This window comes from Devosia sp. Z6_126, from assembly GCF_058133495.1.
The window spans coordinates 98084-110793 of the sequence record NZ_JBYUNO010000005.1 but is presented as its reverse complement, the minus strand read 5'-3'; the positions used below and the strand labels follow the sequence as shown (position 1 = coordinate 110793).

Sequence of the window (12710 nt, the reverse complement as noted above, 5' to 3'; positions counted from 1 at the left end):
CCCGTGATGGCGTCCGCGCAAGCCGGGCGCGTCAAGACGGCACGGGCATTGGACATTGGGGCATTGGTTTTGACCCTCGTGACCGTCGTCTTCGCCATTGTCTGGGCATTCCCGATCTATTGGGCCCTGATAACCACGCTCAAGCCCGAGTCACAGGTCGTCGGCAAAAGCCTGGAGTTTCTTCCCCGCACCTGGACGATCGACGCCTATTGGCATGTGCTGGTGAATACCCAGATCGGGCGGTGGTACCTCAATTCGCTGGTGACTTCGGCGGCGGTCACGGTGCTGACGCTGGCGATCAGTGCGACAACTGCCTACGCCCTGTCGCAACTGAGGTTCCCCGGTCGCAAGCTGATCTACTACACGATCCTCGGCAGCTTCATGATACCGGTCGCCGCCCTGATCGTGAACCATTTCATCCTGATGGCGCAGTTCGGCCTGATCAACAATTGGCTGGGCGTGATCTTGCCGCAGCTGATCCACCCGGTGGTAATCATTGTCTACAAGAACTTCTTTGACTCCGTGCCCAAGGAGTTCCGGGAAGCGGCCAAGATGGACTCCGCCAGCGAATGGCGGATTTTCAGCCGCATCTACCTGCCCATGAACTGGGGGGTCACGACGGCCCTGGCGATCGTCACCTTTATCGGCGCCTGGAACAACTTCCTCTGGCCATTCCTAGCGGTCTCGAAACCCGACATGATGAACGTCGCGGTCGGCATCACCCAGGTCAACGATGCTTTCGGCGTGCAATATGCGCGCGAACTGGCCGGCGCCATTCTGGCGGCCTTGCTGGTAGCGGTACTGTATCTGATCTTCCAGCGCCGGGTGACGCAGGCAATCATGCTCTCGGCGGGCATCAAGGGCTGACTATAGCTCGGCCTGTCGGTCGTTTCGGCACGATCGCCTTGACTACGGATCCGCGGCCACACGCAGCGGCAATTGCCCTAGTGCGAGTCCGTCTTTTCTTTGGAACTCGCAAGAAAGCATGGCCCCCCGGTCAGAATAAAACAGCGAACACCTACCCTTTTCAAATACAACGATGAAATTGCTGAGCCGCATAGATCGGCGCCCAGTGCCCTCCTTGAACACCCTTGGCCGGCAGTGATCGGGTCGGTTCCTGCCTGGCGGCACAGCGCCCATTCCGGCCATTCAAAGTGCCTAACCAAGATCCTAAAAGCCGCCAGTCCGGTTCGCCGCCCCCGAACGTCTCTTCCGGAGCCGGAACAATGTTTAGCAACCAGGACAAGCACCTCGGCCAAGCGGCTGGCTGGGCCTAGTCGAGTGTGGGCTAAAGAAGCAGTCCCACCTTGAAAGCGTCTGTCGTGATTGACGGCAGAGTGCTTCATCCTTGCCACATCGATAGTAGCTCAGTGCGATAACGGCGCCTAAGGGCCCAGCCCTGCGAGCGCAGCCAATCGCGGTCATCAAGATTGAGCCTGTCCCGGAGCACGTCACGAGCCGCAGGGGCGACCCAGAACCATGCTGCCGCGTAGTCGGCGGCAGGATCGCCCACGGCGGATAGCCCCCAAATCGAGCACACCCGGCAAAGCACCACCTCGGACGATCAGGTTGTCAGCCTTGAGGTCACCGTGCAGCCAAACTGCCCGCCCCATAAACTCTGCGTGCAGACCTCGTCCGAAAGAGCATGCGCGCGTCGGGCGTCTATTTCGTCGGCGACAATGTCAACTCAAGTACCCGATGAGCACGCCCGGACGAGGACCGCAACTGCAAAAAACCGGGTCGCCGGGATTGCTGCTGAGGCGGCCGCGCCTGACCGACCCGGGATGTTTCCAAACGGCTGAGTAGAATAAACTGGGGAATGTCCCGGCTAGCCATATGCTAGTTAGGGCAACTCATTTTATTGCGCAGGCACGACTTCTTCCTGCTAGGTCTTAAGCTCGGCCCCGGCAGTCCAATTCAGCTATTTTGGAGCCTAGGCCATGTATGATGTTATCATTATCGGCCTCGGCGCCATGGGCAGCGCGGCGGTCGCCGAAATCGCGGCCCGCGGGCACAAAGTGCTTGGTCTCGAGGCGTTCCAGCCGGCGCATAAGCTCAGCTCTTCGCACGGCGACAGCCGTATCATCCGGCTCGGTTACCATGAGGACCCAGCCTATGTGCCGCTGCTACAGCGCGCTTATCGCAACTGGGCCCGCATGGAACGCCGGCTCCAAACCAACCTCCTGAGCAAGGTCGGCGTGTTGCAGATCGGCAAGCCGGGCAGCGACCTGATCGGGGGCATGTTGGCCTCCTGCGCAGAATACGGCCTCGCGCACGAGATTCTGGATCAGGCTGAAATGGCCGACCGCTATCCGGGCTATCGGCTGGCTGGGGACGAAATTGGCGTCTTCGATCCAGAAGGGGGTTATATTCGTCCCGAAGCCGCCATTTGGGGCAATCTCAAGCTGGCAACCGCCGATGGGGCCCATATCCATATCGGCGAGCGCATCACCAGCATCGAGCGAGGGGCAACGATTATGGTTCGCTCGCCCCAAGCGAGCTACGAAACGCGCAAGGTCATCGTTGCCACCGGCGCTTGGATATCGGAACTGGTCCCGGAGCTTGCGGCCCGCGCCGCGCCAATCAAGCAGGTCGTCGCCTGGTATCAGCCGGGCGATGGCTTTCTCGCCCAACCCAACAGAATGCCCTGCTTCCTCAGCGATGAAGGCGAAGACGGCACCTGGTTTGGTTTCCCGCAAATCGGCGTTGATGGCGTCAAGATCGGCAAGCACTGCCATTTTTTCGAGCCAATCGATCCAGACCAGGCCAATCCGGCCGTCACTCACGCGGACATGGATCTCCTCGACGCCTTCGCCGCACGCCGAATGCCGGAGGTCGCAACCACACGGATCAAAGCGGTCACCTGCCGCTACACCATGCTTCCGGGCGAAAATTTCCTCATCGACCTTCTGCCAGCCGATCCTCGCGTTATCGTGTGCTCCGCCTGCTCCGGCCACGGGTTCAAATTCGCCAGTGTCATTGGAGAAATCCTTGCCGATCTGGCGCTGGATGGCGGCACCACCCTGCCCATAGCGCCCTTCACGTTCGACCGGCACATGGTGGGGTAAAGCCTCCTACCCTGAGGAGGAGGTGACGTTTCTCGGAAGCATGAACCAGAGTGGCAGCTTTCCAGTACTGCACTGCACCGCACTGATTTGCTTTACGTCTGCAACCGGGGGCAAGCTGCCGAGCAGAAAAGCGCCCCCCTTCTTGGTCATTTTCGAGAGCTGCAGCTGGCACACAAAAGGGGACATAGACGTATTGCCGCCGAGTAGAGCGGATCAGGGCAATACCCAAGCTCTAGATCACCGCCGCCCTGGGCCGATAAGCCCCTTCCAGCTCCGCGACGTCTTCCGTGCTGAGCTTCAGCGCCAGTGCCGCAACGGCGTCGTCCAGGTGATGCGGTTTGGACGCGCCGATGATGGGCGCAGTGACGACGGGGTTTTGCAGAACCCAGGCGAGAGCGACCTGAGACATGGCGACGCCGTGGCGCTGGGCGACGCTCTGAACGGCGTCTACGATGCCATGGTCCATTTCGGCAGTGTCGCCATAGACTTTGGGAATGACATTGTCCGTCCCTGAGCGACCGGTGACCTGGCCCCATGGTCGGGTGAGCAGCCCCCTGCCCTGCGGGCTCCAGGGAATGACGCCAACGCCCTGATCCGCGCAAAGCGGCAGCATCTCACGCTCTTCCTCGCGGTAGAGGAGGCTTAGCTGGTTCTGCATCGAGACGAACGGCGTCCAGCCGTTCATTTTGGCGACATACTGGGCCTTGGAAAATTGCCAGGCCGACATGGATGAGGCTCCGATATAGGTGGCCTTTCCCGAGCGCACGGCGTCGTGCAGCGCCTCCATCGTCTCTTCAATGGGGGTGTCATTGTCCCAGCGGTGGATCTGATACAAGTCGACGTAATCGGTCTGGAGGCGGGTAAGTGACGCATCGATCTCACGCATGATTGCCCGGCGTGACAGTCCGGTGGCGTTGGCATCGGTTCGACGGGTTGCGCCGTTGACCTTAGTGGCAAGGACCACGTCCTCCCGTCGCACAAAGTCCTTCAACGCGCGCCCCAGGATTTCCTCGGAACTGCCGTCGGAATAAACGTTTGCCGTATCGAAAAAGGTGATGCCGAGGTCAAGCGCTTGGCGGATAAAGGGACGACTTTGGTCCTCAGGCAGCGTCCATGGGTGGTTCCCCTGGTCAGGTGCCCCATAGGTCATGCAGCCGAGGCAGAGCCGCGAGACTTTGAGACCGCTAGTGCCCATTCGCTTGTGGTCCAAAGTCGCTCTCCCGATACTTGTGTTTGGTCCAGGCAAGGGTAAGGCTTAGTGGCGCCGGATGTATAGGACTATTCAGCGGGCCAGCGTGGTCCGCCTTCCAAGGACACGGTTGTTTCGGGACAGAACCAGCTTAGAATGGCGGAACATGCGCTTGGCGCCGCGCAGCGGCGGATGAGAGTACCGGGGGTTGCAGCTCCTTGCGCCGCCAGCGCCCACACAGGGTCTGACGACACTGGGCATCATGGGCATTCTCTCCCATTTTGATTTCTCGTCCATTGCCGAGGACAGCGCCGAGCATGTTCACCTGGTGGTGGAGGCGGTCAAACATGCCTTTCTCGATCGCCACATGATCGCCGATCCAGATAGCTGCGATGTCGATTTCGTTGCCATGCTCGATCCGGCGCGACTTCGCGCCAAGGCGGAGACTATCGGCAATCGCGCCATGGCCTGGCCGCAGGTTTTTGCCCCCGCCGACACTGTTTATTTCGCGGCGACCGACCATGAGGGTCGCTGTGCCTCGGTGCTCCAGAGCATCTACTTTGATTGGGGAAGTGGGGTGGTTGCCGGTGATACCGGCATTCTCTGGCAGAACCGGGGGGCGGCGTTCGATCCCGATCCCAGCCACATCAACGGCTTTCGACCCGGTAAGCGACCCTTTTACACCCTCAATCCGGGCATCGCTTTGCGCAACGGCAAGCCAGGCTTGCTTTATGGGACCCAAGGGGCGGACGGGCAGCCGCAAACGCTCGCCATGCTGCTCACGCGCCTCATTGATTACGGCAGACGGCCAGCCGAAGCGTTGGCGGGGGGGAGGTTCTTGCTGGGACGGACATTTTCGGACAGCCGCGACACGCTTAAACTTGAAGGTCAGTTCCCACCATCAGTTCACCAAGAACTCGCAAGGCGCGGCCACGAAGTGGCGCCGATCCCCGTGTTGAGCCCACTATCAGGACAGGCCGGCGCGATTGCCATCGACATCGATGGCTCGCTCGATGGAGGTCACGATCCCAGGGGGTGAGAGGTTTGGAGAGCTAGAAGATGCCGACGGCCAGTTGTGCCCAGATGGCAAGAAGAGCAATGAGCGCTAAGCTTGTGCCCATTAATCGTGCGCGGACAGTTTGAACCGCTCTGAAAAGAACTTCGATTGCAGCCCAAGCTGCCGCCAATAGGCCCGCTGCTGCAAAGAAATCCTCGGCGCCCCAGTTCACTTCGCCAGACACTTGCGTGGCTACGGCCGGGAGCAAGAGCACCGCGAAGGCAGTGCACGCAAATGCCACCCGCCACTTCCAGGTGACGCCAGTCCGATGGGATAAGCGATCCATTGCGAGCCTCCACGAGCAGGCATCTGACATGGACTTCAGGCAAGCTATGGTAGCAAGCTAAGCGGACCGGTAGCAATCAGGAATCGAAGATGGCCTGGACGACCGAATGAGGGGCATTGAAGCCAGGGGCGGACTGCCCTTCGGTAGGTTCGGCGGGTAGAGGCCACAATGAAAAAGCGGGACATGCAAGCACGTCCCGCCAAGCGCTCTCTCAGAAGCGATCGTCGCGCATCTCGTACCACATGGCATTGAGGATGGCGAAAGAGCAGGCGAGCCCTACCCCGAGGATCCAGGCGAAGTACCACATTGAACTGAACTCCTAGTAAGCGTTGGGATTGCGGCCAAGGCTGGCGGTGGTGACAGGCCCGCGCATGACGCTGAAGACCCAGCTGGTGTAGCCAAGGATGATGGGCAGGAAGATGATCGTCATCACCAGCATCAGGAACAAGGTGAGCTGGCTCGACGAGCTGTCCCAAACCGTAAGGCTCATCGAGGGATCGAGCGAAGACGGGAGCAGGAACGGGAACAGCGACAATCCGGCCGTGCTGATGATGCCGAAAATGGCAAGGCTCGAGCCGATAAAGGCGGCAAGCTTGCGCCGGGCGCCAAGGGCAAGAAACGCCGTGGCCGAGCCAAGAATGGCCAGAACCGGAGCGATCATCATCCAGGGATAGGCGCTGTAATTGGCCGCCCAGGCGCCACGCTCGACCACAACGGTCTTGCCCAGCGGATTGGAGGGGCCGGCCAGGTTCTGGATGCTCGTGACCCGATAGCCATTCAGCAAGAACAGCGCCGCGATCCCGCCGACCACAAAGAGAATGATGGTGGCAAGGGCGGCCCAGCGGCCATAAAGGCGTGCCCGCTCGGCGGTGATGCCTTCGGTGCGCATGGCGATATAGCTCGCCCCCTGGGTGAGGAGCATGCAAAGGCTGACGATCCCCGCTAGGAGGGCAAAGGGCGTCAGTAGGCCAAAGAAGTTGCCGGCATAGCTGATGCGCATATTGGCATCAAAACCGAAGGGAGCGCCGAGAAAGACGTTGCCTACGGCCACGCCAAACACCACCGCCGGCACGAAGCCACCGAGGAAGAGGCCCCAATCCCAGGCCTTTTGCCAGCGCGGATCCTTGACCTTGCCGCGAAACTTGAAGCCCACCGGACGCAGGATCAGCGCCAGCAGAATGGCAATCATCGCGATGTAGAAGCCGGAAAAGCTCACCGCATAAAGGGTGGGCCAGGCGGCAAAGATCGCGCCGCCCCCCAGCACGAGCCAGACCTGGTTGCCTTCCCAGGTCGGGCCGATGAGATTGATGAGGACGCGCCGCTCCTCATCGGTGCGCCCCACCGCGGGCAGCAGGGCACCCACGCCCAGATCCATGCCACCCATGATAGCGAAACCGATCAGCAGGGTGCCAAGCAAACCCCACCAGATGAGGCGCAGCACTTCGTAGTCGAGAGGAATAGCACTCATTTAAGCTGCGATCTCCGCATTGGGGCTGGGTGCAGGCGGCGTGCGCCGACCCGTGAAATCCTCTTCGGGAAGGCCAAGCCCGAGCTTGTCGGAAGGGCCCGCCTTGATCACCCGCACCATAAGCCAGGTCATGATGACGAAAAGGACGGTGTAGACGATCATGAAGAAGGTCAGCGAGATGGCCAGGTCCCACCAGTTGAGGCCCGAGGCCGCGTAGAAGGTGGGCAGCACGCCCTCCACCACCCAAGGCTGGCGGCCATATTCGGCAATGATCCAGCCGGCTTCGATGGCGATCCAGGGCAGCGGGATGGTCAGGACGGCCGCCCACAGCAGGACACGGTTGGTGTGGAGCCGGTGCTGGCTGGCCTTGAGGAACCATAGCGCGAAAAAGACGATGTAGAACATACCCACAAAGACCATGACGCGGAAGCTCCAGAAGAGCGGCCAGACATCGGGCACGGTATCGAGGGCTGCCTGGGCGATTTCCTCGCCCGTGGCGTTCTGGACGTCGTCGCGATAGCGTTTGAGCAGCAGTGCATAGCCAAGGTCGCGCTGGTGTTCTTCGAAAAGGGCACGCGCAGTACCGTCTTCGGGATTGGCCCGGATGCCCTCGAGCCCCTTATAGGCTTCAACGCCACTGGTGATGCGCACCGCCGCATGCTCCACCAGCTCGGTGATGCCAGGCAGGTCGCGGTCGAGCGAGCGCGTAGCGATCAGCCCCAGCACCCAGGGCAGCTGGACAGTGAAGGCTGGGCGGTTGTCGGCGCCAGGAATGGCGAAGAGATTGAGCCCGGCGGGAGCCGGTTCGGTCTCGTACATGAGCTCCATGGCCGCGATCTTCATCTGCTGGTGCTCGGTGGCGACGTAACCCGACTCATCGCCCAGCACCACGACCGACAGGGCCGAGGCGAGCCCGAACGAGGCGGCAACCGTCATCGAACGCTTGGCGAGCTCCACATGGCGTCCCTGGAGGAGGAACAAGGCGCTTACCCCCAGAACAAACACCGAGCCGGTGACATAGCCGGCCGAGACCGTATGCACGAACTTGGCCTGCGCCACGGGGTTGAAGATCACCTCAACGAAGTTGACCACTTCCATGCGCATGGTGTCGGGATTAAAGAGCGCCCCGACCGGATTCTGCATCCAGCCATTGGCGATGAGGATCCACAGCGCGGAGAAGTTCGCGCCCAAGGCCACGAGCCAGGTGACCACCAGATGGGTGACCGGCTTGAGACGATCCCAGCCGAAAAAGAACAGGCCGATAAGGGTCGCTTCGAGGAAGAAGGCCATCAGGCCCTCAATGGCGAGCGGGGCGCCGAACACGTCCCCCACATAATGGCTGTAGTAGCTCCAGTTCATGCCGAACTGGAATTCCATGACGATGCCGGTCGCGACACCCATGGCGAAGTTGATGCCGAACAAGACGCCCCAGAACAATGTCATCTGCCGCCAGATCGGCCGGCGGGTCATGACATAGACGCTCTCCATGATCGCCATGAGGAACGACAGTCCCAGGGTCAGCGGCACGAAGATGAAGTGGTACATCGCTGTCGCCGCGAACTGCAGGCGCGACAGATCGACGACTGTCATATCAATCATGCGAAAAGCCCCTAATCAAACCGGCACCTGCCGGCATGAGCGCCTCGATAGGACCGGCGGGGGCAAATTACCTTGACCTAGATCAAGGCGGCGGGGGGCACGGAGCACCTAGATGGGGCCATCCTATCGAAGGCCCCGTAATGACCGACACTCCCCTATCCGAACGCGATCGCAGCCGCTGGATCACCCGGCTCTACCGCCAGGCCGGCGGCGCCGCCGTTCTGGCGCTGGCATTGCCGCTGCTGGGCGGCGCGCTGCTGCTGGGGCAAGCCTGGGTGCTGGCCGATGTGATCCATCGCGCGGTGGTCGAGGGTGCGGGCCTGACGGAGCTGGTGCCGTCCATTCTCGTAGTCGGCGGGCTGATCGGCGCGCGGGCAGCGCTAGCCGCCATGAGCGAGATCGTCTCGGTGCGCGCCAGCGAGGGGCTCAAGGCCAGGCTGCGCCGCGAACTTTTGCGCACCGTCCTGGCGCGGGGGCCCGTCTGGACCGCCCGGCAGTCTTCGGGCGCGCTCAGCACCGCTCTGGTCGAGCAGGTCGAGGCGCTGGATGGCTTTTTTGCCCGCTACATGCCGGCCATGGTGCAGGCGGCGGTGCTGCCGCTGGCCTTTGCCATTGTGGCCTTTCCCATCGACTGGGTGGTAGCGCTGCTGTTTCTGTTCACGGCACCGCTGATCCCGGTCTTCATGGCCCTCGCCGGCTGGGGCGCCGAAAGCGCCAGCAAGGCCCAGGCCCAGGCGCTGAGCCGCCTCACGGGGCGGTTCGCCGACCGGCTGCGCGGCATCGTGACCCTTAAATTGTTCGGACGCGAAGCAGCCGAGACCGACGATATCTTCAACGCCAGCGAAGAATTGCGCCTGCGCAGCATGCGCGTCATGCGCATCGCCTTTTTGTCCTCCGCCGTGCTCGAATTCTTCGCCGCACTCGGAGTTGCCGGTGTCGCCCTTTATGTCGGGCTGACCTTTCTCGACCTCGTTTCCCTGCGCGGCAGCGAGCTGACTTTGCAGGCGGGGCTGTTCTGCCTCCTCATGGCGCCTGAAGTTTACCAGCCGCTGCGCCTGATGGCCGCCCACTACCATGACCGGGCATCGGCCAAGGCAGCGGCCGGGGAGATCGCCCGACAATTGGGCGACTTGCCCGAGCTGACCACGCCAGAAGAGGACCAAGGCCTGCCCACGAACGCACCATCACAACGTCCCAGCATCTCGCTGCACGCGGAAAGCCTCACCATCGCTTCGCCCGATGAGCAAAGGGTCATCACCGAGGCGGCCCTCAAGGTTCCGGCCGGCGCGCATTACGCGATCCTGGGGATGAGCGGCATTGGCAAGTCGACACTGCTGGAAGCCTTTGCCCGCCTGCGCCCATTCGAGGGCACGGTGATGCTCGATGGCATCCCGCTCGCTGCGGTGCCTGAGGGTGAACTGCGCCAGCGCGTGGCGATGTTGGGCCAGCGCCCGCGCATCTTTGCTGGGACGGTTGCCGACAATATCCGGCTGGGGTGCGCGGACGCCGACAATGCAGCCGTGCGGCGGGCGGCCGAACGCGCCAAGGTCACCGCCTTTACCGATGCGCTGCCGTTTGGGCTCGACACCCTCGTGGGCGAAAATGGCCTCGGGCTCTCGGGCGGTGAAGTGCAGCGGCTCGCGCTGGCGCGCATCTATCTGCGCGATCCTGCCCTGATCCTGCTTGATGAGCCTACAGCCCATCTCGATGCGCAAACCGAAAGCCAGGTGCTCGACGGACTGCTCGACTTTGCCGCGGGGCGCACGCTCCTTGTCGCCACCCACTCCCATGCGGTCGCCGAGCGGATGGACAAGGTCTTCCGCATGGCCGGCGGCAGCATCCTGGCCGCACCCCACCCTGCCCGCACAGCTCTTGTTTCCCGGAAAGGCGCCGCATGAACGCGCTCCTGCACTTCGCGCCGCTGTTCGCGCGGCAACGCCGGCGCCTCCTTGTCGCCCTGCTCCTCTCGCTCGTGACCCTTGCGGCCGGCATCGCGCTGTTGGGCCTGTCCGGCTGGTTCCTGACCGCCGCCGCCATCAGCACCGCCGGGGCAGCCTTCAACCTCTTTGCGCCTTCAGCGGGTGTCCGAGGGCTGTCCTTTATCCGCATCCTGTCGCGCTATGGGGAAAAGCTTGCGGGGCATGACGCAACGCTGCGCCTTCTCAGCGACATCCGTCACTGGCTGTTTGGCAAGCTCTTTCCCATCCTGCCGCTGGGTCGCCGCCATGGCCGGGCCGACCTCGTCAGCCGCCTCACCGCCGATGTGGAAGCACTCGATACTGCCTTCCTCGTGGCCTTGGGACCGATCACCACGGCCGTGCTGACGGGTCTCGCAATGAGCCTGGGCTTGAGCGCCGTGTCCGGTATGGCTGGCCTTGTTTATGCCGGGGCGTTTTTCACCGCGTCCGTGCTCGTACCGGTGATGCTGATCCTGGCTTCCCGCCGCAGCGGGGAGGAAGCCGTGCGCGCTTCGGCAGCCCTGCGCCAGGCCGTGCTGGATGGCCTCGACTGCCACCAGGACCTGGTCCTCTTCGGGCAAACCGATCAGGCCAGCAAAGCGGCGTCCGCTGCGGGCGAACGGCTGGCCCGGGCGCGCCGGCGCCTGGGGCTTTATGGCGCACTGGCTTCGGCCACGGTGCAGGTGGCAACAGGCGCTGCCATTATCGGCACGCTCCTGGCGGGCATTCCGGCCATGCAGGCCGGGGTGCTGAACGGCCCCTTGCTTGCCGGTCTCGTCCTGGCTGTCGTGGCGAGCTTTGAAGCCTGTGCGGTACTGGTGCGCAGCGCCACTCGGCTCGCCTCGGCTGCCGCTGCGGCCGAACGGCTGCGCGATCTAGCCGAGGAAGCGCCCGGCATACGCGAAGCCGCCAAGGCTGTCGCCGTGCCCGCTGGTGGCACGCTGCGCTTCGAGAACGTCACCTTCGGCTATGACGCCGACCGGCCAGTGCTCAAGGATGTCAGCTTCACTATCCCCAGTGGCAGCGTGGCGGCGATTGTGGGGCCCAGCGGCGCCGGCAAGTCGACCATCGCCCAGCTGCTGGCGCGTCTTTGCGATCCGCAGGCAGGTTCCGTGCAGCTCAACGGGATCGACCTGCGCGCCATCCGCACTGCGGACTTGCACCGGCGTCTGGCTCTGATGACCCAGGATGCCCCTGTTTTCCTCGACACCGTGCGCGAGAACCTGTGCATCGGCGCGCCCGAGGCGAGCGACGCGGCTTTGTGGGACGTGCTGCGCGCCGTCAAGCTCGACGGCCTCGTCGCGGGCCTGCCCGAGGGGCTCGACAGCTATCTGCGCGAGGCGGGCCTGAGCCTTTCTGCCGGGCAGGCGCGCCGGCTTTGCCTCGCGCGCACCCTCCTCTCAGGCGCCGATGTGATCGTGCTGGACGAACCGACCAGCGGCCTCGATCGCGAAACCGAAGCTGCCTTCCTCGCCGACCTACCTGAGCTTGCCGGCGGACGCACCGTCATCGTCATCACCCATGCGAGCCTGCCACCCAGCGGCTTTGACACCGTGCTCAGCCTCAAGGCCGGCCGCCTCGTGCCGCTGCGCCGTACCCCATCAATCGCGGAGAACGCCCATGCCTGACCATAACCGCGCCGCAGGATTTTCCACCCAGCATCGTCGCCTCCTTGCCATGTGCGACGAACTCGAGACGGTGGCCGATAGCCTGCCCAACAATGTCGACCGGCACAAATGCCTGGCCCTCGCCCGGGCGCTCGGCCCCCTTTTGGCAGAAGCCCAGGAACTCGAGGAAGGCGAAATCTTTCCCGCGCTCCTTACCCTTAGACCATTGCAGGCAGAGCTGGGCGGAACGCTCAAGCAGCTGCGCTTTGATCACCAGCTCGATCTGTTCTACGCCGAGGAAGTGCAGGAAATGCTGCATTCCTGTGGGGAAGGACGGCGCCGCGTCTCGCCCGAAGCCGCGGGCTTCATGCTGCGCGGGTTCTTCGAGGGCTTGCGTCGTCACATCGCCTTTGAAGAGCATCTGCTAGTGCCCCTGATGCAACTGGTGGAGAAACAGCCGCGGGCGGCGCCCATCTAG

11 protein-coding genes and 1 pseudogene are annotated in these 12710 nt (G+C 62.9%); 6 read left to right on the top strand and 6 right to left on the bottom strand.

The features are described 5' to 3' along the window. The first annotated feature begins 6 nt into the window (after positions 1 to 6). Complete coding sequence (locus AC3YOG_RS18815; protein ID WP_489936250.1) at positions 7 to 867, top strand: carbohydrate ABC transporter permease; 861 nt, start codon at positions 7 to 9, stop codon at positions 865 to 867. A gap of 584 nt (positions 868 to 1451) precedes the next feature. On the opposite strand, the gene AC3YOG_RS18810 is transcribed toward AC3YOG_RS18815, so the two are convergent. Continuing rightward, entirely contained in the window at positions 1452 to 1613 is a 162-nt protein-coding gene (locus tag AC3YOG_RS18810) for a phosphotransferase (RefSeq protein WP_172125475.1), read from the bottom strand. A 327-nt stretch (positions 1614 to 1940) separates the two neighbouring features. Here AC3YOG_RS18810 and solA point away from each other — a divergent pair, with 327 nt between their 5' ends. After that, a complete protein-coding gene (solA, locus tag AC3YOG_RS18805) occupies positions 1941 to 3068 on the top strand; it encodes an N-methyl-L-tryptophan oxidase (RefSeq protein ID WP_489936188.1) in 1128 nt (375 codons plus the stop codon). 232 nt (positions 3069 to 3300) lie between these two features. Here the strand turns inward: solA and AC3YOG_RS18800 are convergent, their stop codons facing one another. Next, positions 3301 to 4263: an aldo/keto reductase gene (locus tag AC3YOG_RS18800; protein WP_489936187.1), complete on the bottom strand. Its 963-nt coding sequence runs from the start codon at positions 4261 to 4263 to the stop codon at positions 3301 to 3303. 193 nt (positions 4264 to 4456) lie between these two features. Between AC3YOG_RS18800 and AC3YOG_RS18795 the strand changes: the two are divergent. After that, a pseudogene (locus tag AC3YOG_RS18795) lies at positions 4457 to 5296 on the top strand (gamma-glutamyltransferase); the annotation flags it as partial. A gap of 13 nt (positions 5297 to 5309) precedes the next feature. On the opposite strand, the gene AC3YOG_RS18790 reads toward AC3YOG_RS18795, so the two are convergent. From AC3YOG_RS18790 to AC3YOG_RS18775, 4 genes are all read right to left on the bottom strand, one after another. Continuing rightward, positions 5310 to 5600 carry a hypothetical protein gene (locus tag AC3YOG_RS18790; protein ID WP_127754397.1) on the bottom strand — a complete coding sequence of 97 codons (291 nt, stop codon included), beginning with the start codon at positions 5598 to 5600 and terminating at the stop codon, positions 5310 to 5312. Between the two features lie 211 nt (positions 5601 to 5811). Next, positions 5812 to 5907, bottom strand: coding sequence for a cytochrome bd-I oxidase subunit CydX (gene cydX, locus AC3YOG_RS18785; protein WP_127754398.1), 96 nt, complete (start codon positions 5905 to 5907; stop codon positions 5812 to 5814). A 12-nt stretch (positions 5908 to 5919) separates the two neighbouring features. Continuing rightward, on the bottom strand, positions 5920 to 7068 hold the full coding sequence (gene cydB / locus AC3YOG_RS18780; RefSeq protein ID WP_172125826.1) for a cytochrome d ubiquinol oxidase subunit II: 1149 nt from the start codon (positions 7066 to 7068) through the stop codon (positions 5920 to 5922). Further along, complete coding sequence (locus AC3YOG_RS18775) at positions 7069 to 8664, bottom strand: cytochrome ubiquinol oxidase subunit I (RefSeq protein ID WP_489936249.1); 1596 nt, start codon at positions 8662 to 8664, stop codon at positions 7069 to 7071. Positions 8665 to 8807: 143 nt separating this feature from the next. On the opposite strand from AC3YOG_RS18775, the gene cydD reads away from it, so the two are divergent. From cydD to AC3YOG_RS18760, 3 genes are read left to right on the top strand one after another with little or no spacing between them, the layout of a single operon-like run. Beyond that, positions 8808 to 10565 (top strand): thiol reductant ABC exporter subunit CydD, encoded by a 1758-nt coding sequence (cydD, locus tag AC3YOG_RS18770; RefSeq protein ID WP_489936186.1) that lies wholly within the window; start codon positions 8808 to 8810, stop codon positions 10563 to 10565. After that, positions 10562 to 12253: a thiol reductant ABC exporter subunit CydC gene (gene cydC, locus AC3YOG_RS18765; RefSeq protein WP_489936185.1), complete on the top strand. Its 1692-nt coding sequence runs from the start codon at positions 10562 to 10564 to the stop codon at positions 12251 to 12253. Before cydD ends, cydC begins: the two co-directional genes overlap by 4 nt. Continuing rightward, positions 12246 to 12710, top strand: a complete 465-nt coding sequence (locus tag AC3YOG_RS18760) for a hemerythrin domain-containing protein (RefSeq protein WP_489936184.1) — start codon at positions 12246 to 12248, stop codon at positions 12708 to 12710. Before cydC ends, AC3YOG_RS18760 begins: the two co-directional genes overlap by 8 nt.